Consider the following 20,112-nt stretch of genomic DNA (forward strand, 5'->3'; position numbering starts at 1 on the left):
GCGAACCGTCTGGACGATCTGGGAGAGCCGCAAAGAAATAGCGCCAAGCCTTGCGCAGCCAACCGGCCAGCAAGACATCGCGCGCGGGTTCCGCGCGCGTTCGCGCTATCGGGAAGGGGGAATCAGCAACCGCCGCACAGAACGTAGCGCCGTGCTCCTGCACGGCGCACGCATCACGTCGAACTCACATCGGCCCACGCCGCAGGCGCCGGAACGCTGCACGGGGCGTCCACGTCGATCGATTTGAAGTCCGCCGGGCTCACGATTTCCAGGTACTCCATATCGGGCGAGTAATCGAACAGATAGTGCGCGATGCCCGGCGCCTGGTGCACGCAGTCGCCGGCTTCGACGAGCGTTTCCTTCTCGCCATACATGAAGCGGGCCCAGCCCTTGAGCATGATGACAATATGGAAGTCCGCCTCATGCCGGTGCCAGCCCGTGCCCTGTTCCGGCGCAAGATTTGCCCTGACAAGTTGCGCGACGACCTTGCCGTGGGTCGCGTCCGCGATGCCGAGGTCGCGGTAAATGAAGAAGTCGCGCAGTCCGCCGCCTTTGAAAGGCGTGTCCTGCGGCTTGATGTGAGAAAACCCCGTGGCGAACTCTGTTTGCATGGCGGCGCTCCCGGATGTAGTGGAGGCCCGATTCGCAAGCACGAGTTGTTCCATCGTACGCGTGGCGCGTCTTCAGAGGGGCTTCGTTTCCAAACCTGCCAGCGCGTGCGCCACGTCTTCGATGTACGGATCGCTCAGTGCGCAATCGGCCAGCGCCTGCCGCAGCCGGAACACATATTCGGCGTTGGTGCCAAGCGGGCCTTGCGCATGGGCGATCAGGCGCGCGATCTTCGCGGGATGCGAGTCGGCTTCGTACTGGCGCTCGCAGTTGCTGGCCACGAAGGCGAGGGCGTGTTGCGTCTCGCCCGTTGCGAGCGTCACCGTGGTCCACGTTGGGGTGTAAGCGCCCGTGAGCATTTCGCGCGTCCAAAGAATGCGCAGTTCCTCATCGAGCGTGGTGGTGGCGAGGCGCAGCGCCACGCCTTGGGTGCACCCGCCGGGCTCCAGCGCGAGCATGCGGCCGGGGCGTTGCGGCGTGCCGCGCCCCGCTAGCAGCCGGATGCAGAAGCTGCGATGCCAGCCTTGCAGCGTGGCGATCTCGCGGCGGTCGTAGCAGGAGAGCGGATTCCACATCAGCGACCCGTAGGCGAAGATCCAGACGTCTTCGCCCGTGGGGCGTCTGGCCATCGTCTGCGCGAGCGACTGGTCGATCTGTGACTGCGTCCAGAGCATTCCTGGCGGGAGGAAGTTGAAGCTCTCGAGAAACGCTCCGGAGCGTATGGCGTCTCTGTTTAACATGGGCTAGGCGGCGTCGTGAAATCTACGCCGCCAGTATGCGGTCTCGTTCTGCGCCGATAAAGCGGCTCAAACGCGAATCTGCGTTCACCTCAGGACGACAATCGTCTCGGCAGAGCGCCTCAGTTCCTCCGCCGGAGTCGTGGGTTCAGCGGTCCGGCCCGTGTCAGGCCTCGTCCCAGCAGGGCGCGAACGCCGGGCTCACAAGGCGCTGATTCTTCGGCATGCCCGCGATGAGCGCGCGATCCTCGTCATCCAGCCGCAATTCGAGCGATGCCAGATTCGCGAGCTGATTGGCCCGTGAACTCGCTTTCGGCACAGCGGCAACGCCCGCCTGGTCGAGCAGCCACTTCAGCGCGACCTGGGTGGGTGGCACGTCGTGCCTCGCGGCGATGCGCTGGATCGCCGGCATCTCCGAGACCTTGTTGCGCGCAAGCGGGCTGTACGCAATGAGCGCCATATCGTGCCGGCGGGCAAAGTCGAGCAGATTCGCCTGGCTCAGCGCGACGTGATACTCCACCTGCATCGCGGCTAGCGGCGCCTGCATGACTTCCACGACTTCGCGCACGAGCGCCAGCGGAAAGTTCGCGACGCCGATCGCTCGCGCACGGCCCGCTTCCTTGAGCGCAACGAGCGTGTCGATCGTGCGCGCGAGATCCCAGTCCTGCGCGGGCCAGTGAATCAGGAACAGATCGACGTAGTCGGAACGTAGCGCGCGCAACGAGTTATCGAACGAGGCCCGCATGTCTTCGGGGTTGAGTCGATCCCACCACACCTTGCTCGTCACGTGAATCTGCTCGCGCGGCACCTGCGATTGCGCCATGGCGGCGCCAACGGCTTCTTCATTGTTGTACGCGGCGGCCGTATCGATATGGCGATAGCCCAGGTCGAGCGCCTCGGTGACCGCGCGCGTGCATTCGTCGCCGAGCATGGGCCAGGTGCCGAGACCCAGCTTGGGCATGTCGAGCCCGTGGCGATTGACGATCCGTTGCATGACTGCGTTTCTCCGTTTCAGGCGCAGGCTCTCGCCGCGCGCACGTTCTGTGTTGCGTTTGCCTTGCCGCCGTTCGCGGCGTACTTCGCGATGCGCCAGCCGAACACGATGGCCGGGCCGAGCGTCGTGCCGGGGCCGGGGTACGTGCCGCGAAAGATCGACGCGAGGTCGTTGCCGCACGCGAACAGGCCCGCAATCACGTGGCCCGCGTGGTCGAGCACTTCGCCGTTCGCATTGCCGCTCAGTCCCGCGCTGCACGCGAGGTCGGCGGGCCACACGGTCACGGCGTAGTAGGGGCCCGCGCCGATGGGGCGCACGCACGGGTTGGGCTGCTGGCTGGCGTCGCCATTGAAGCGGTTCATGGGGCTGCTGCCGCGCTCGAAGGCGGGGTCCTTGCCTTCCCTGGCGGCGCGGTTATAGATGTCGACCGTGCGCGCGAGACCCGCAGCATCGACTTGCAGTTTCGCGGCCAGTTCGGCGAGCGTCGCGCCTTTCACCAGATAGCCCGAGCGCTCGAACGCGGCGATGCGCGCCGCGCTGCGGCCCGGCATCAGCAGGCCAAGGCCGTATTCGTGGATGAACGCCGCATCGACGATCAGATGCGCGGCCACGCGCGGTCCTTGCTCGCCGCGCTGCTGCGCGTCGCGCAGCATGCCCATCACGAAGTCGTGATAGGAGTCCGATTCGTTCACGAAGCGCTCGCCCCGGCTGTTGACGGCAATGAGACCGGGTTTCGCGCGATCGAGAATGATATGCGGCCAGACGCTGTCCGCGTCCGCCTGGCCGTTGCGCGCGCGGCGGATCGAGCAGGGCATCCAGAGGCCCGGGCTGTCGCCGCCATTCTCGACATTGGCGCCGACCTGGCGGGCGCGGTCCACGCCGTCGCCCGTGTGGGTTTGCGGTGCGAGCGACAGGCCACGCGCACCGGCGGGAAAGAGCTGGTTGCGCAGCGTCGGGTGACGCGTGATGCCGCCCGTGGCGAGCACCACGCCGCGCCGCGCACCGATGCGGCGGCGGCCGCCGCTGGGCGTCGCGACGACTGCGCCCGTCACGCGGCCGTCCTCGCGTACGAGTTCGACGAGCGGGCTCTCGAAGCGGACTTCGATATCGCGCTTGCAAAGGCTGTAATAGAGGCGCGCGGCAAGCGCGTTGCCCATGACGAGCTGCGTGCCGCGCGGGTGGCGCAGCCGGTCCATCGCATAGCGGCCCACCACCGCGATCGTGCGCCGGAAGTTGGCAAACGTGGCGAAGGGCGCGAGCAGCGCATTCAGATCGGCGCGCGCGACCATCATGCCGCCGAGCCCCATGAACTCCTTGCGCGGCGGACGCACGCGCGCGAAGGCCTTGCCGAGCACGCGCGCGTCGAACGGCGCGGGCACGAGCGCGCGGCCGCCGAAGGCCGCACCGGGGCCGCTCACGTAATCGGGGTGGGCGGTGGCGGCGACGAACTTCACGTCGCTGATGCGCGCCAGTTCGTCGATCACCTGCGGCCCGCTTTGCAGGAAGGCCTCGCGCGCTTCGTCGCCGCCGCGCGCGCCGACCACCGACGCGAGGAAGCGCCGTGCGTCGTCCACGCTGTCGGGCACGCCTGCCTGTGCGCTCAGCGTCGTGCCCGGCACCCATGTGGTGCCGCCCGAGGTGGAGGTGATGCCACCCACCATGCCGGTCTTTTCGCAAAGCAGGACCTTCAACTTCTCGTGGTCGGCCACGAGCGCGGCCGTCATGCCCGCCGCGCCCGCGCCGAATATCAGCAGATCGACTTCCTCGTCCCAACCTTGTTGCGTGGCCGCGCCCATGTCCGTGCCTCCTCCATGCTGGTTCGCCCGTGCGCCCGGCGAAGGGCGCGTAAGGTGAACGGTGTCTTTGATAATTGTGGAATCTTATTCCAGTTACGAAAAAAGTGGAATAGAGTTCAAAAAATTGGAGGTGACGTGTCCCTGCGACCCTTAAAACCGGTGCACGATCCCCACGCCAACCGCCACCTGGTTGCGCGTGGAGGAGGGGGTGGAATTGAAGCCGTCGCCAAGCGTGGCCGTCGCGTCGATGATCTGGCCCGCGCCCGCCGTGCCGAGCGTCGAGCCGTTGGCGTGCTGATACGCCTCCAGCATGTAGAAGCCGGTGCGTACCGACAATGCATAGTACTGCGAGAGATTGAACTGCTGATACTGTGCGGCGTTCGTGATGCCGTTGGCTTTCGTCGCGCGCGTATAGCTGTAGCCCGCGCCCAGATCCCACGCCACCGCGGGCTTCCAGTGCAGCACCACGCCGCCCGTGTTGAAGATGGCGGTATCGGTGAACTTCGAGCCCGAGCCGGGAATGTACTGCACGTTCGAGTAGGTCGCGGACACGTCCCAGGCGCTGTTGAAGCGGTAACTCGCGCCCACCGCGAAGCGCTGCTGCGCCTGTGCGCTCTGGTAGCCGTTGGTGAGCGCCGAGACGCCTGCCTGCGCGCCGTTGTTCGAGGTGGTGGAGTCCGCGCCGAACGCACCGCCGCCAGACGTGGAGTTGTTGATGCGCGAGAAGCCCACGCCCACGCCGACCGGACCCTCCAGGTACTGGAGCGCGACCGTCCATGTCGATCCTGCGTTGAAACTGCCCGGCACGCCGCCCAGCGAATACGATCCGCCGAACGAGAAGCCGTGGAATTTCGGCGAGAGGTACTGGATGGTGTTGTTCGCGCGATAGATGGTGTCGAAGCCGTCGATGTCGCCGGGATGCGCGCCGTAGAACCCGGTGAGCGAGTTGGTCGGGCTGAAGGGCGAGAGCAACTGGTAATACGAGGCGTACTGGCGGCCGAAGGTCAGCGTGCCGTAGGCCGGGTTGGTCAGGCCGACCCACGACTGGCGGCCGAACATCGCGTTGGTGTATTGCTGCGCGCCGGTGGCCGAGTTGATGCCCGATTCGAGCGTGAAGATGGCTTTCGTGCCGGCGCCCAGATCTTCCGAGCCCTTCACGCCGAAGCGGCTGCCCGCCCACACGCCGTTGATCATCTTCACGGCCGAATGGCCGCCGCTGGTGGAGCCGAGCGTGGTCTGGTTGTTGACCCAGCCGATGCCGGTATCGACCACGCCATAGAGGGTCACGCTCGACTGCGCGAAGGCGGGGGAAAGGGCGAGCATGGCGGCGCTCGCCGCAACGGTTTTGAGTCCGGTGCTGCGGTTCATCGATTGTCTCCTGCTTGTTGTAATGAGAGAGATGAGGTGACGGCGGCGGGTTGCGCCACCGTCTTGCGAGAAGTGATTCAGTACGTGGCGCGGCCCCCGGAGAGGTCGAAGGTCGCGCCGCTCGAAAACGAGCATTGGTCGCCTGCGAGCCAGGCAACGAGATTGGCCGCTTCTTCGGCCGTGCCTGCGCGTTGCATTGGGATTTTTGCGAGGCTGGCGGCCAGCGCGTCGCGTGTCATTTGCGCGAGCAGGGGCGTTTCGATCACGGCGGGCGCGATGCAGTTCACGCGCACGGGCGTGAGCGCAAGCTCCTTGCCCATCGACTTGGTGAAGGCAATGACCCCCGCCTTGGCCGCCGAGTACGCGGACATCTGCGGATTGCCTTCCTTGCCCGCGATGGAGGCGAGGTTCACGATGCGGCCAAAGCCGGCTGCGAGCATCGGTTGCACCGCCGCGCGCGAGCAGAGAAACACGCTGCGCAGGTTCACGTCGATGCAGCGTTGCCAGGCCGCGAGATCGCAGTCGGCTACGTTCGCAACCGGTCCCGTTGCGCCCGCGCTGTTCACCAGCACGTGCAGCGCGCCGAAGTGCGCCAGTGTTGCGCGCAGGGCGCTTGCGACGGACGCTTCGTCGGTCGCGTCCACGCGCACGCCCAGGCTCGTGCCCGCGCTTGCGCTTCTGGGTAGCGCGGCGGCGGCCTGCGCGGCCGCGTCGCCGTCGAGATCCCACAGCGCGACGCGGTGGCCGTCGTGTTGCAGGCGCGCCGCGATGGCCCGGCCGATGCCGCCCGCGCCGCCCGTCACGATCGCCACCCGCGACTGCGCATTCATGCTTCGGATTCCAGAAGGAATGCCACCATGCGGTCGCACACGCGCGCGAACATCTGCGTGCCCGTCACCGTCTTGCAGCCGCGTGCGCGCGCCGCCTCGATAAAGGGCGTGAGCGGCGGCTTCGTCACGACGTCGCCCACGAAGGTGCTGGCGGGCAGGCGCGAAACGTCGACAGGCAACGGGTCTTCGGGGTGCATGCCCATGGGCGAGGCGTTCACGACCACGTCGAACGATTCGGCCGCGACGTCGCTTGCCGCCACACGCACCGCGCCGCGGCCGAGCCCCGCGAGTCGATCGACGAGGGCGCCCACGCGCGCGGCGTCGTTGTCGCGCACGTCGAGCGAGGCGACACCGGCGTTCACCAGCGCCTGGGCGATGGCCGAGCCCGCGCCGCCCGCGCCCACGAGCAGCGCGCGCTTGCCGCGCAGGTCGCAGCCTTCGTCGGCCAGCGCCGCGACGAAGCCGGTGCCGTCGAACATGCCGCCATGCCAGCCGCCATCCGGCGTGCGGCGCAAGGTGTTCGCCGCGCCGAGAAAGGCCGCTTCTTCCGAGAGGCTCGTGCAGAAGCCGGCGGCGCTGAACTTGTGCGGCACGGTGATGATGACGCCGTCGACATTGCGCATGGGCGTGACGCCTGCGAAGAACGCCGCGAGATCGTCGGGCGCGACGTGCGCGGGCACCACGAGCGCGTCGCGGCCCGCTTCGCGCAGCGCCGCCGTCACGCCTTTGGGCGAGCGCACCTGCGCGATCGGATCGCCTACGATGAAGTAGACGCGCGTGGCGCCACTCAATCCCTCGTCGAGCGAAACGGGTGTGGGCGCAACGGTATTGCAGGGGGTGGAAGTGGCGGAAGTCATGCTGATTTCATCTCCTGGGTTGTGTCGGCGTCGTCGTGCATGATGCCGAGCAGTCTTGCCTGCGTGAGCGCGTCCTGTTCCAGGGCGCTCGCGCTGTTTTCATAAGCCACGCGGCCGTTCACGAGCACGTAGGCGCGATCGGCGATCGGCAGCACCATGTCGGCCTGGTGTTCGACGATCACGATGCTCGCGCGCTCGCGCAGCTTCACCACGGCGTCGAGCACTTCCTGCACGACGGCGGGCGCGAGGCCTTCGAACGGCTCGTCGAGCAGGATCGCCTTCGCGGGCGCCATGAGTGCGCGCGCAATGGCCACCATCTGCCGCTCGCCGCCGGAAAGATGCTCGGCGCGTGCGTCGCGGCGCGTGGCGAGGCGCGGGAAGAGCGCGAACATCTCCTCGACGCTCGCGCCGCCCTTGCGCGCGGCGAGGCGCAGGTTCTCGCTCACCGTGAGGTTGGGAAAGAGGCGGCGGCCTTCCGGCACCATCGCGAGTCCGAGGCGGTTGATCTCGTGCGCGGGGCGGCCGGTGATGTCGTGGCCGTCGAAGGTGATGCGGCCCGCCGTGACCTGCGCGACGCCGGTCGCGGCGCGCAGCGTTGTCGTCTTGCCCACGCCGTTGCGGCCGAGAATCGCAATGACCTCGCCTGCGTTGAGTGTCAGATCGACGCCGTCGAGTATTGTGTTGCCCGCGTAGCCCGCCTTCACGCCTTCGAGCCGCAGCAGCGCGCGTGGAGCTGCCGCCGCGCCGGGCCGTTGCTCGCCGTCGCGCGCGGCGAGCCGTGCATCGACGGGGCGCGCGCCTTTGGCATGCCCCATGTACGCTTCAATCACTTCGGGGTGCTTTGCAACATCGGCGGGCGAGCCGTCGGCGATCAGGCGGCCGCGATGCAGCACGCTCACGCGGTCGGAAATCGTGAGCACGCGGTCGATGTCGTGCTCGATCAGCAGCACGGCGTGATGATTCGCCAGTTCGCGCACGATGCTCGCCACGCGCGCGCGGTCGGCTTCGGCGAGACCCGCGAGCGGTTCGTCGAGCAGCAGCAGGCGGGCTTCGGTCGCAAGCGACAGCGCGATTTCCAGCAGGCGCTGCTCGCCGTGCGAGAGACTTTCGCAGGCGTGCGCCGCGCGATCGGCGAGGCCGACCGCAGCGAGCAGCGACCACGTACGCGCGTTCTGCTTGTCGAGCGCGTGGGCGTCGCGCCAGAGGCCCAGGCGCTCGCGCTGCGCGGCCTGCACCGCCACGCGCACGTTCTCGAACACCGTGAGGTTGCGGAACACGCTGAGGATCTGGAACGAGCGGCTCATGCCAAGGCGCACGCGGCGGAACATGGCGAGCTTCGTCACGTCCTGGCCGTCGAAGGTGATCGTGCCCGCGCTCGGCCACAGCACGCCCGTGAGCATGTTGAAGAAGGTGGTCTTGCCCGCGCCGTTGGGGCCGATGAAGCTGTGCAGGCGGTACGGATACACGTCGAGATCGATCTGCTCGGCGGTCACGAGCGAACCGAAGCGCTTGGAAAGGCCGCGCACGCTCAGCACGGGCCTGGCGGGATCGGCGTCCACGCGGCTTGCGCGGTACGGCGCGATGATCTCGGGGCGCGCGGGAATCGTGTTGCGCACGAGCGTCCAGCCGGGCCGGCGCAGCAGGCGCTGCACGAGTCCCTGAATGCCTTCGGGCGAGAAGAACGCGAACGCGATGACGATGGGCGCGAAGATCAGCCACCAGTGCTCGGTGAGGCCGCTGAGCTTGTCTTCGAGCAGGATGAACGCAATCGCGCCCCACAGCGGCCCGAGGAACTGGTGCACGCCGCCCAGCACCGTCATCAGCAGGCTGTCGCCCGCATGCTCCCAACTCAGGTTGTTCGCGTACGCGCCTTGCAGCATCAGGCAGAGCAGGCCGCCCGCATAGCCGATCACGGCCGCCGAGATCACGAACGCCTGGAGCTTGAGGCGGTACGTGTCGTAGCCGAGGCTCGCGGCGCGCTGCTCGTTGTCGCGCAGCGCTTGCAGCGCGCGGCCGAACGGCGCGTGCACGAGACGCCAGAGCGCCCAGGCCACGGCGATCACCGTCACGCACGCAAACACGTGAAAGCCCGTTGTCGTCGCGAAGGTGGGGCGCTGCACGTTCTGCAAGCCGTTTTCGCCGCCCGTCACGTCGGTCCACTTGAACGCGATCTCGAAGGCGATCTGCGAGCACGCGAGCGTGAGCAGCGAGAAGTAGAGGCCGCGGCGGCGCAGCACCACGGCGCCGATCAGCGCGGCCATGAGGGCCGTGACGATCACGCTGGCGGCGAGCGCGAGCATTTCGTTGCCGATGAAGCGCAGCAGCGAAACCGCGACGAGATACGTGGAAGTGCCGAAAAATACCGAGGCGCCGAACGGCACCAGGCCCGTGTACGCGACCAGCAGGTTCACGCCCATGCCGTAGAGCGTGTAGATGGCGATCTGCGTGGCGCGTTCGAGTGGGGTGCCGCTCGCGGTGAGCGCGAGCGAGACGACGATCAGGCAGAGGGTCAGCACCGCAACGGGGTGCCGGGTCAGAGAACCGAGTTTCATTCGAAGCGCTCCCAGCGTTCACCGAAAAGCCCGCGAGGGCGCACGAGCAGGACGAGGGCCATCAGCACATACATCGCGACCGACGAGCCTTCGGGAAAGAACTGCACGGCCAGCGCCGTCACCATGCCCACCAGCAGCCCCGCGACCACGGCGCCCGCGAACGAGCCGAGCCCGCCGATGGTCACGATCACGAAGGCCGGCATGACCGCGGCGGTCGCCATGCCCGGCGTGACGGTCAGGAGCGGCGCGGCGAGCAGGCCGGCCGCGCCCGCGAGCAGCGCGCCGAGTGCAAAGGCACCGGTCAGCACGCGCGGCAGATTGATGCCGAGGAGTCCTACCATTTCCGGGTCGCGGCTGCCCGCGCGCAGAATGCGGCCATAAGGCGTGTACTTCATGAACGCCCAGAGCGCGACGAGAATCGCCACGGTCGCGGCCAGCACGAAAAGGCGGTACTTCGTAATGAGCAGCGGTCCGTACACGAGAAAGCCGCTGAGCGCTTCGGGCGGGCTGAACGGCAGGCCGCCCGCACCCCAGATGAGGCGTGTGAGCGCCGTGATGAGCAGCGACAGCGCGAACGTCACGATGAGGCTCAAAAGCGGTTCCTTGCCATAGAGCCTGCGGATGAAAACGACTTCGATCAGCACGCCCACCGCCGCCACGAGCACGGGCGCGAATACAACGGCGCCCCAGCCGAACTGCGTGGAGAGCGCGATGGCGAAGTACGCGCCGAGTGCGAACAGCGCGCCGTGCGCGAAATTGACGATGCCGAGCAGCCCGCAGATGATCGACAGACCGATCGCGAGCAGCACGTAGAGGAAGCCCAGCACCAGTCCGTTGGCGACCTGGGACAACACCATTTCTGCCATGCCCATACTCCAGATTGCGGCGCGCGATGCACCGCGCGCGCGGGATTTGCCAGCCTTGTGTGCCTGGAAAGCGAATGGCCTTGATGACCGTGGTGGCCTCAGTGACCTCAGCGGGCAGCCATCGTGCAGCCGATTTCCTGGCGCGTGCCGTAAAGCCGGTCGAGGTCCGACGGGTTTTGCGGCACGACCGAGACCTGGTTGAGCCAGTCCCACTTGTCGGTGATGTGGTCCTTCACCTTGAACACGGTCCAGCGCCGCAACAGTTGGTGGTCCCACGGGCGGAAATACGCGGGGCCGCTGCTGTCGCCTACCTGCACCGTTTCGAGGCTCTGCACGATGTCCGCGCCCGAGGTGCTCTTCGCGTCGTTCACGGCCTTGAGCAGCGCACGCGTGCTGAACCAGCCAATCCAGGCCTTGTCGGCGGGCGGCTTGCCGTACTTCGCCGTGTACTGCTTGATAAAGGCGAGTTCCTCGGGCGAGTGGCCCGGCGAGCTGAAATGCCAGGGCTTGCCGTAATAGCCGGTCGCGGCGTCGACGTTGATCGACCAGAGATCCGAGTCGCCGATGATCGGGCAGGCCACCGGAATCTGGCCTTTCATGCCCATTTCCGCGTACTGCTTGAGGAAGGTGGAGAGGTCGCCGCCGGGCAGCCCGAGCAGCACGACATCGGGCTTCGACTGGCGGATCTTGAGGATGAACGAACTGAAGTCGGTGGTGTTCAGCGGCGTGACGTCGGCGCCCACGATCGTGCCGCCCGACTGCTTGAGCAACTCCGACATCGAGCGCTGGATGTCCTGCCCGTAGGCGTAATTCGCCACGAGGAAGTGCCACTTCTTGCCGATGGCGAGCAGCGACGGCGCCAGCGCGCGGCAGGTCACGGGCGTCGGGCTCAGCACGCGGAAGGTGTACGGGTTGCAACTGCTGCCGGTCAATTCGCGCGCGGCGGCGTTGGGCGCGATATAAGGCGTTTTCGTGCGCATGGCGACCGACGACATCGCGAGCGACGTGCCGCTGTTCGTGCCGCCGATCACCGCAATCGCCTTGTCCTGCTCCACCAGCTTCTGCATGTTCTGCTGCGCCGACTGCGGGTTGGGCTCGTCGTACCAGACGAGATCGAGGCGGCGGCCGCGCGCCTGGTTGCCCGCCTGGTCGAGCGCGAGCTTCACGCCGTTGGCGATCACTTCGCCTTGCTCGGTCCACACGCCCTGCTTGGCCATCAGCAGGCCGAGTTTGAGCGGCTGCTCGCCTTGCGCGCGGACGAAGGCGGGCGCCGCGAGCACCGCCGCGCCGCCCGCGAGCGCCTTGCCGGCCGTCGCAAGCCATGCGCGCCGCGTGAGTCCGCAGGCGCCCGGCGTATCCGCCGACGATGTTTCGGGGGCCGAAAGGTGGCTGTCCTGGTTGTGCTTTTCCGTCATGTGTCTCCGCTCCTGTCCCGTGTGAATGGCTGGGTTTGCTTGTGTCCGGCGCGCCGTGCAAAACCGGTGCGCCAGAAAAGTTTTGGTGAACTCTAGTTCAAATTGGAATAGTATTCAACAATCAAAGCAAATTTCAGGGTATCGGGGTAATCACCGTGACGGCGCCCTGGAGCCAATCTGTTCAACCGGGAAAAGGAGGAGAAACGCAATGGCAAGGAGACGTCTGGCGGTAATCGGCGCGGGTGCGATCGGCAGGATGCACGTGGAGCGCGCGCGGCTGCACCCGCACGCCGAAGTGGTGGCGATCGCGGACCCGTCGCCCGCCGCGCAGCAGTTCGCGCACGCCGAAGGGCTGCGCTGGTTCGCCGACTACGCGGCGATGCTCGACGAAGTGCGCCCCGAAGGCGCGATCGTCGCGACGCCGAACGCGACGCACGTCGACGTGGGCCTCGCATGCGTGGCGCGCGGCGTGCCGGCGCTGATCGAAAAGCCGGTTGCCGATCATGTGGAGGACGCGTTGCGGCTCGATCGCGCCGCACGCGAAGCGAACGTGCCGCTGCTCGTGGGCCACCATCGCCGCCACAATCCGATCCTGCGCCGTGCGCGCGAGATCGTGCGCTCGGGCCGCCTCGGCAAGCCCGTGGCGGCCAATGCGCTCGCCACGTTCTACAAGCCCGATGCGTACTTCGACATGCAGTGGCGCCGCGAGGCGGGCGGCGGCCCCGTGCTCATCAACCTGATTCACGACATCGACATCATGCGGTTCCTGCTCGGCGAGATCGTGGAGGTCCAGGCGCAGACGTCGAACGGCGTGCGCGGCTTCGCGGTGGAGGACACGGCCGCCGTGCTGCTGCGCTTCGCGAGCGGCGCGCTGGGCACGATCGTGGTTTCCGACACGGCGGCCGCGCCCTGGAACTGGGACCTCGCGGCGGGCGAGGCCGCGCATTACCCGCGCCAGCAGGAGAACACGCACTTCCTGATCGGCACGGACGCGTCGCTGACGCTGCCGCAGCTCGATGTGTGGGAGTACCGCAGCGGCAAAGGCTGGCACGAGCCGCTCACGGTGGAGCGCAGCACGCCGCATGCGGGTGATCCTTACCACGAGCAGTTGCGTCATTTCGCGGCGGTGATCGCGCGTGAAGAAGCCCCGCTGTGCACGGCCGACGACGGTGCGCGCACGCTCGCGGCGACGCTTGCGGTGCATCGCGCGGCGGCGTCGCGAGCGCCGGCTGTGCCAGCCGACGCCATGCAGCGATAAACGATCAGGAAGCCTGAGTGATTTTGAGGCCGTGGCGATAGAACGCCACGGTCTCGCGCAGGCCGTTTTCGAGCGAGGTTTGCGGCAGGCCGGGCAGCAGGCGCGCCAGCGCGGGATCGTGCAGGAACGCGGTGGCGATGGGCAGCGGCGGGCCGCTCGCGTCGATGCGCGCGCCGGGCGCGATGGCTTCGATCCGCTCGATCAGCGTGGCGACCGGCGTCATTTCGCCAGCCAGCGTGAACGCATGTGCGCCTTCGAAGTCGCGCAGCAGTGCCGCTTCGTAGGCCGCGGCGACATCGTCGGCGAATACGAGGCCCGTCGATCCGCTGAAGGGGATGGTATAGCGCTCGCCGCGCGCGGCCGCGCGGCACGCGAGGCTCGGCCCCGCGCTGGAGCCCGATTCGCGCCCCGCGCCATAGACCACGAGCGGGCGAAAGCCGATGCTGGCCATGCCGTGGTCGTGCCAGTAAGCGCGCGCGGAGCCCTCGCAGGCAAGCTTGAACGCGCCGTAGTGCGTTTGCGGCAGGGGCGCGGCGCCGTCGTCGGGGCCGAACACGCCGGCGCTGCTCGCGTAGAGCACGCGGCGCAGGCCCGCGGCGCGCGCGGCTTCGAACACGTTCAGCGTGCCGATCAGGTTGATCTGCGCGCCGCGCACGGGGTTCGCCGCGCAGTCGGGCGTGAGGATGCCCGCGAGATGAATGACGGCGTCGCAGCCTTCCAGCGCGCGCGCGGTGTCCTCCGCGCTGGCGATGTCGCCGGTGCGCCATTGCACCGCCGCCGCGTGTTCGGGCGCGAGCGCTTCGACGAGCCGCGCGTTCGCGCGCAGGTCGAAGGCTACGCAGTCCATGCCGCGCGCGAGCAGCCGCTTCATGATCCATGCGCCCAGAAAACCGCTGCCGCCCGTGATCAGTACCTTCATTGTCATGCCTCCATGGTGTTCGTCAGGTCACAAAGTCTTTGCCAAACCGAATTTAGTGGAATAGTATTCCACAACGAAAAGTAATTCTACAAAGACAGCACAATACTGTCTCTGGAGACACAGGAAGAAAGGCGATACCGAACATGAAGGATGAACCGAAACTCGATTGCGACGTGCTGGTGCTGGGTTCGGGCGCGGCCGGGCTGTCGGCGGCGGTGACGGCGGCGGCGCAGGGCTTGCGCGTGATCGTCGCGGAAAAGGAGGACGTGTTCGGCGGCACGACCGCCTGGTCGGGCGGCTGGCTGTGGATTCCGCGCAACCCGCTGGCCACGCGCGCGGGCATACGCGAGGACATCGAGGCGCCGCGCACTTACCTGAAGAGCGAACTGGGCGCGCAATACGACGCGGCCAAGGCCGACGCGCTGCTCGAACGCGGCCCGGAAATGGTCGAATTCTTCGAGCGCCACACCGCGGTGCGTTTCATCGACGGCAACCGCATTCCCGATTTCCACACCACGCCGGGCGCGGGCACGGGCGGCCGCTCGGTGTGCGCGATGCCGTTCGACGGCCGCGAGCTCGGGCCGCTGATCGACAAACTGCGCAAGCCGCTTTCGGTCACGACGATCAACGGCATGGCGCTCGGCTCGGGCCAGGATCTCGCGCACTTCTATCGCGCCACGCGCTCGCTGCGCTCGGCGCTCTACGCGAGCCGCCGCCTCGCCGCCTTTGGCTGGCACAAGCTGCGCTACGGGCGCTCGATGCATCTCGTGAACGGCAACGCGCTCACCGCGCGCCTCTTGAAGTCGGCGGCCGATCGCGGGGTGGACCTGCGCACGCGTGCGAAAGCGATTGGCCTCTTGCGCGATGCGTCGCGCGTCACGGGCGCGCGTGTCGAGATCGACGGCGTGGTGCACCAGGTGCGCGCCGCGCGCGGGGTGGTGCTTGCCTGTGGTGGTTTTCCGCATGACGTTGCGCGCCGCGCGCGAACCTTCGCTTATACGCCTTCGGGCCGCGAGCACTGGTCGGCGGCGCCGCGCAGCAACACCGGCGACGGCATTCGTCTGGGCGAGTCGATCGGCGCGCATTTCGACGGCGCGCTCGAAGCGCCCGCCGCGTGGGCGCCCGTCTCGATCGTGCCCACGCACGACGGCGTGAAAGATGTGGCCTTTCCGCACTTGATCGAGCGCGCCAAACCCGGCGTGATCGCGGTCACGCGCGCGGGCAAGCGTTTCGTGAACGAGGCTTCGTCGTATCACGACTTCGTCGGCGCGCTGCTCGACACGACGCCGCCCGGCGAGGAAGTATGCGCCTGGCTCGTCTGCGATCACCGCTTTCAGCGCCGCTACGGGCTGGGCTTCTCGAAGCCGTTTCCGTTTCCGCTCGGGCCGTATCGCCGCTCGGGCTATCTCAAGCACGGTGCGACGCTCGCGGCGCTGGCGGCGCAATGCGGCATCGACGCGCACGCGCTGGCCGAGACCGTTTCGACCTACAACCAGTACGCGAAACAGGGCTTCGATCCGCAGTTCCACAAAGGCTCGACGCCGTACAACCGCGTGCAGGGCGATGCCGGGCACGAGCCGAATCCGTGCCTCGCGCCGGTGGAAAACGGCCCGTATTACGCGGTGAAGCTGCTGCCTGGCAGCCTCGGCACGTTCTCGGGTCTCGCCACCGACGCGCAGGCGCGTGCGCTCGACCGCAGCGGCCGTGCGATCGACGGCCTCTACGCCGTCGGCAACGACAGCGCGAGCATGATGGGCGGCTGCTACCCGAGCGGCGGCATCACGCTCGGCCCGGCGATGACCTTCGGCTATCTCGCCGGGCTCTCGCTTGCCGGTGCACAGCCTGCTACGGCATGCGCATCGGACTCCGAACAAAAATGTTTTTATCCTCAAGGACAATGCAATGACACTGTATGACGTAGTGACGCTCACGGTGAAGATCGGCGCGAACGCGCAGGTTTTCGAAGGCATCAAGGCAAGCGGCGATCCGCAGGGCGGCAAGCTGCTCGGCTGCTGGTACTCGGACATCGGCGCGCTCGGCAAGGTGCTGGTGCTGCGCGGCTACGCGTCGGAGGCGGCGCTGGTGAGCGAGCGCAAGCGCCTGCTGCTGGAAGGCAATCCGTTCGGCGTGGGCGAGTTTATCGACGACGTGAAGACGGAAAGCTACGCGCTCTTTCCGTTCCTGCCGCCCATCGAGCCCGCGGTGCATGGCGGCATCTACGAGATGCGCGTGTACGGCACGAAACTCGGCAGCCTTCAGCATACGATCAACGTATGGGAGCAGGCCGTGCCCGAGCGCACGAAGCGCTCGCCGCTGGTGGGCGCGATGTACTCGCTCGACGGCGACGTGCCGCGCTTTCTCAACATCTGGCCGTATGCCAGCGTGGACGAGCGCTCGCGCATTCGCGCCGAAGCGGTGAAGGACGGCGTGTGGCCGCCCAAGGGCGGGCCCGCGCATCTCACGACGATGGAATCGACGATCTGCGTGCCGGCCCCGTTCTCGCCGCTGCGCTAACCAGGGAGACATCATGACCCAGCCTCAATCGCGCGCGCTCTCGCTTTCGGCGTTGACCGTGCTCGAACTGAGCCCGCCGCAGATGGTGCAGTGCGCCGTCGATGCGGGTTACGACTACGTGGGCCTGCGCCTGTTGCCCGCGACGGATCACGAAGTGCGTCACGACATCGTCGGCGAAACGGGCAATACGCGCAATACGCCGCTCAAGCGTGAAACCCTGGCAATCCTGAGGGATACGGGCATGCGCGTGCTCGATGTCGAGATCCTGCGCCTGAAGCCCGACACCGATGTGAAAGCCTATCGGCCCATGCTCGAAACGGCGGCGGAACTCGGCGCGCGCTACGTGCTCGTGGCAGGCAACGACCCGGACGAAGCGCGCACCGTCGACCGGCTGGGTCAGCTTTGCGACATCGCGGCGCCGCTCGGTCTCACGCCCTCGCTCGAACCCATGCCGTGGACCGACGTGAAGGACATCACGGCGGGCGCGCGCATCGTGAAGGCGAGCGGGCGGCGCAATACCGGCCTCATCATCGACCCGATTCACTTCGACCGCGCGCGCTCGTCGCTCGACGACTTGCGCGCGCTGCCGCGCGAATACTTTGGCTATGTGCAGTTCTGCGACGCGCCGGCCGAGCGGCCCACCGACCTCGACACGCTGCTTTTCCAGGCGCGCTGCGAACGGATGATTCCGGGCGAGGGCGGCCTCGACCTCGTGGGCATCCTGCGCGCGTTGCCCGAGCAGTTGCCGGTGAGCGTCGAAGTGCCGACCGGGCAGTGGGCAAAGACCACGCGCGCCGTGGATCGCGCGCGCCGGTTGCGCGAAGCGACGCTTGCCGTGCTCGAGCGGGCGCGCGAAGCGCGCTGACCACAGGCAGCGCACCGCGTGCGCCGAAGCATCGAGCGGTCCGGCCAGGCGGCCAGTCGAAGCGCCGTCCGGGCCCGCGTTCTGAATCGACAGAACAAGAAGAGCATGACACGGAGACAACCATGGCTTTTTCACACACGGCCCAGCGGGCCGCGCAATCCCGGAGTGCGAGCGAGAGCGCGCGTGCGCTGGACGTTCAGCAGTTTCTCGATGACCAGCCGATCGGGCGCTTTCAGGTGCTCGTGCTGCTGCTGTGCATGATGATCGTGATGCTCGACGGCCTCGACACCGTCATGATCGGCTTCATCGCGCCGTCTCTCTCCGGCGCATGGGCGATTCCGCGCGATGCGCTCGGGCCGGTGATGAGCGGCGGGCTGCTCGGCCTCGCGTTCGGTGCGCTGACCGCCGGGCCGCTCTCGGACCGCCTGGGCCGCAAGACGGTGATGACCGTGGCCGTGCTGTTCTTCGGCGTGTGGAGCCTCGCTTCGGCGTTCGCGTGGAACGTGCCGTCACTTACTGTGCTGCGCTTTCTCACCGGCATCGGCCTCGGCGCCTCGATGCCGAACGCGGCGACCCTGATGGCCGAATACGCGCCGCCGCGCCGCCGTGCGTTGATGGTGACGGCCGTGTTCTGCGGCTTCACCTTCGGCGCGGCGGGCGGCGGCTTCGTGAGCGCGTGGCTCATTTCGCAGTGGGGCTGGCAGTCGGTGCTGCTGCTCGGCGGCGTGCTGCCCGTGCTGTTCGTGCCGGTGCTCATCAAGTGCCTGCCCGAGTCGGCGCGTTATCTCGCGCTCAAGGAAAGCCGCCGCGCGCGCCTCGTGAGCGTGCTCAATCGCCTGAAGCCCGGGTCGGCCGGCGAGTCAACGCGCTTCGTCTCGCACGAACCCGCGCAAGCGCCGCGCAGCCCCGTGCGCGCGATTCTTTCACGCGAGCACGCGTTCGGCACGGTGATGCTGTGGATCTGCTATTTCGCGGGCCTGCTCACGGTCTACCTGCTCGGCAACTGGCTGCCCACGCTGATTCGCGGTCTGGGTTTCTCGCTTGGCGAAGCAGCGGTGGTGGGCGCGCTGTTCCAGGCGGGCGGCACGGTCGGGTCGGTGCTGATCGGCTGGCAGATGGACCGCTTCAATCCGCATCGCGCGCTGGGCGCAACCGTGCTGGCGGGCGGCGTGCTGGCCTGGTACATGGGCGCTTCGGCGCACCCGTTCAGCATTATCTGCGTGCTGGCGTTCGGCATGGGCTACTGCATGAACGGCTCCAACACGGGGTTCTGCGCGCTCGCGGCCGGTTCCTACCCGACCGAAATGCGCGCGACCGGCACGAGCTGGATGCTCGGCGTTGGCCGCTTCGGCGGCATCGCAGGGGCGATGGTGGGCGCCGCCATGCTGCACGCGAACTGGAGCTTCGGCGCGGTTTTCACGGCGCTGGCCGCGCCGGCTGCCGTGGGCGGGCTGGCGGTGCTGCTCAAGGGCGCGCGCCATCGAGGCACGTTTGCGGCCGTGAGCGTGAGCGCGGGGCACTAAAACCCGTGCGTGGAGGCATGCGCCTGGGAGTTTGGCGCGAATTCGCTTGAATTCCAGTGTGGAATTGTGTTCTCATTTGGCTACCACGATACGGATGAGAAAACGCTATGGCAGGGAATCTTGAGCGTGCGCTTGGCGTGCTTGAACTGTTGGCGAAGAATGGCGGGCGCATGCCACTCGCCACGATTGCGGATACGCTGGACATTCCGCGCAGCGGCACCCACCGGCTCCTTTCGATGCTGATCGACGAGGGCTTCGTGCGCCAGGACGAGGAGCACGGCGAGTACATGCTCGCCATGAAGCTCGTTTCGCTGGCGCTGATCTATCTCTCGACGAGCGGGGTGTTCGACATCTCGCAGCCGGTGCTCGACCGCCTCGCCGAAGCCTCGGGCGAACTCGCCCGGCTCGGCGTGGTGGAGGGCGATCACCTCACCTTCGTCGGCAAGGCGCAGGGTGCGAAGTCGGGCCTGCGCTACGACCCGGACATGGGCAGCAATCCGCCGCTGCACTGCACGGCGAGCGGCCAGGCGTGGCTCGCCACGCTGCCGGACGAACGCGCGATCGAACTGGTGTCGCGGCAGGGCGGCCTCGGGCCGAAGGCGCAGAACGCGCCGCGCGCGCCCAGGACGATCCAGCAGTTCCTGAAGGACCTCAACGGCGCGCGCCAGCGCGGCTACGGCGTGGCCATCGAGACCTACGAGCGCGGCATGACGTCGATCGCCGCGCCCGTGCGCAATCCCGTGACGGATGAGGTGGTCGGCATCGTCAGTCTGGCGGGGCCGAGCAGCCGCTTGCCCGAGGAGCGCCTCCTGGAACTGGCGCCGCATTTGCTGGAGGCGGCGTCGGACATGGGCGCGGCCACGCTGAGCTCGCGCTACTTCAAGCAGCGCGCGGCGGCCGCGGCAAGTGTTGAGCCGCCGCAAGCACAAGCGCAAGCCCCGGCCAGCAAGACGCGGGCCCGGGCGGCGGCGAAGTAAGGCTCGCCGCCTCCATCGAACGATGGAGGCGG

17 protein-coding genes are annotated in these 20,112 nt (G+C 67.7%); 6 read left to right on the plus strand and 11 right to left on the minus strand.

Going from position 1 to position 20,112, the window contains the following annotated elements:
- Positions 1-173: 173 nt before the first annotated feature.
- The 10 genes from C7402_RS18815 to C7402_RS18860 all read right to left on the minus strand — a co-directional run bounded on the left by C7402_RS18815 (position 174) and on the right by C7402_RS18860 (position 12,024).
- Positions 174-611 (minus strand): cupin domain-containing protein, encoded by a 438-nt coding sequence (locus C7402_RS18815; RefSeq protein WP_116611624.1) that lies wholly within the window; start codon positions 609-611, stop codon positions 174-176.
- 72 nt (positions 612-683) lie between these two features.
- On the minus strand, positions 684-1,283 hold the full coding sequence (locus C7402_RS18820; RefSeq protein ID WP_308012616.1) for a gamma-glutamylcyclotransferase: 600 nt from the start codon (positions 1,281-1,283) through the stop codon (positions 684-686).
- A gap of 229 nt (positions 1,284-1,512) precedes the next feature.
- The gene (locus tag C7402_RS18825) at positions 1,513-2,340 is read right to left on the minus strand and encodes an aldo/keto reductase (protein WP_116611626.1); all 828 of its coding nucleotides are present in this window, start codon (positions 2,338-2,340) and stop codon (positions 1,513-1,515) included.
- A 17-nt stretch (positions 2,341-2,357) separates the two neighbouring features.
- Positions 2,358-4,136, minus strand: a complete 1,779-nt coding sequence (locus C7402_RS18830; protein WP_116611627.1) for an FAD-binding protein — start codon at positions 4,134-4,136, stop codon at positions 2,358-2,360.
- Between the two features lie 150 nt (positions 4,137-4,286).
- Positions 4,287-5,504 (minus strand): porin, encoded by a 1,218-nt coding sequence (locus tag C7402_RS18835; protein WP_116611628.1) that lies wholly within the window; start codon positions 5,502-5,504, stop codon positions 4,287-4,289.
- Positions 5,505-5,581: 77 nt separating this feature from the next.
- Positions 5,582-6,334, minus strand: coding sequence for an SDR family oxidoreductase (locus C7402_RS18840; RefSeq protein WP_116611629.1), 753 nt, complete (start codon positions 6,332-6,334; stop codon positions 5,582-5,584).
- Entirely contained in the window at positions 6,331-7,191 is an 861-nt protein-coding gene (locus tag C7402_RS18845) for a shikimate dehydrogenase family protein (RefSeq protein WP_116611630.1), read from the minus strand. Before C7402_RS18845 ends, C7402_RS18840 begins: the two co-directional genes overlap by 4 nt.
- Complete coding sequence (locus C7402_RS18850; RefSeq protein WP_116611631.1) at positions 7,188-9,743, minus strand: branched-chain amino acid ABC transporter ATP-binding protein/permease; 2,556 nt, start codon at positions 9,741-9,743, stop codon at positions 7,188-7,190. Before C7402_RS18850 ends, C7402_RS18845 begins: the two co-directional genes overlap by 4 nt.
- On the minus strand, positions 9,740-10,609 hold the full coding sequence (locus tag C7402_RS18855; RefSeq protein WP_116611632.1) for a branched-chain amino acid ABC transporter permease: 870 nt from the start codon (positions 10,607-10,609) through the stop codon (positions 9,740-9,742). The genes C7402_RS18850 and C7402_RS18855 overlap by 4 nt, the downstream gene beginning before the upstream one ends.
- A 107-nt stretch (positions 10,610-10,716) precedes the next feature.
- On the minus strand, positions 10,717-12,024 hold the full coding sequence (locus C7402_RS18860) for an ABC transporter substrate-binding protein (protein ID WP_116611633.1): 1,308 nt from the start codon (positions 12,022-12,024) through the stop codon (positions 10,717-10,719).
- A 208-nt stretch (positions 12,025-12,232) separates the two neighbouring features.
- Here C7402_RS18860 and C7402_RS18865 point away from each other — a divergent pair, with 208 nt between their 5' ends.
- The gene (locus C7402_RS18865; RefSeq protein ID WP_116611634.1) at positions 12,233-13,282 is read left to right on the plus strand and encodes a Gfo/Idh/MocA family protein; all 1,050 of its coding nucleotides are present in this window, start codon (positions 12,233-12,235) and stop codon (positions 13,280-13,282) included.
- 4 nt (positions 13,283-13,286) lie between these two features.
- Here C7402_RS18865 and C7402_RS18870 read toward each other — a convergent pair whose 3' ends face one another.
- On the minus strand, positions 13,287-14,201 hold the full coding sequence (locus tag C7402_RS18870) for an NAD-dependent epimerase/dehydratase family protein (RefSeq protein ID WP_116611635.1): 915 nt from the start codon (positions 14,199-14,201) through the stop codon (positions 13,287-13,289).
- A gap of 143 nt (positions 14,202-14,344) precedes the next feature.
- On the opposite strand from C7402_RS18870, the gene C7402_RS18875 reads away from it, so the two are divergent.
- The 5 genes from C7402_RS18875 to C7402_RS18895 all read left to right on the plus strand — a co-directional run bounded on the left by C7402_RS18875 (position 14,345) and on the right by C7402_RS18895 (position 20,080).
- Positions 14,345-16,117 carry an FAD-dependent oxidoreductase gene (locus tag C7402_RS18875; RefSeq protein ID WP_116611636.1) on the plus strand — a complete coding sequence of 591 codons (1,773 nt, stop codon included), beginning with the start codon at positions 14,345-14,347 and terminating at the stop codon, positions 16,115-16,117.
- Positions 16,104-16,715, plus strand: a complete 612-nt coding sequence (locus C7402_RS18880; protein WP_112172225.1) for an NIPSNAP family protein — start codon at positions 16,104-16,106, stop codon at positions 16,713-16,715. The genes C7402_RS18875 and C7402_RS18880 overlap by 14 nt, the downstream gene beginning before the upstream one ends.
- Before the next feature lie 13 nt (positions 16,716-16,728).
- Entirely contained in the window at positions 16,729-17,580 is an 852-nt protein-coding gene (locus C7402_RS18885) for a sugar phosphate isomerase/epimerase family protein (protein WP_116611637.1), read from the plus strand.
- A 122-nt stretch (positions 17,581-17,702) separates the two neighbouring features.
- Positions 17,703-19,103 carry an MFS transporter gene (locus C7402_RS18890; RefSeq protein WP_116611638.1) on the plus strand — a complete coding sequence of 467 codons (1,401 nt, stop codon included), beginning with the start codon at positions 17,703-17,705 and terminating at the stop codon, positions 19,101-19,103.
- A 107-nt stretch (positions 19,104-19,210) separates the two neighbouring features.
- On the plus strand, positions 19,211-20,080 hold the full coding sequence (locus C7402_RS18895; protein ID WP_112172222.1) for an IclR family transcriptional regulator: 870 nt from the start codon (positions 19,211-19,213) through the stop codon (positions 20,078-20,080).
- Positions 20,081-20,112: the final 32 nt, after the last annotated feature.

The organism is Paraburkholderia unamae (assembly GCF_003096875.1).
Classification (GTDB): domain Bacteria; phylum Pseudomonadota; class Gammaproteobacteria; order Burkholderiales; family Burkholderiaceae; genus Paraburkholderia; species Paraburkholderia unamae.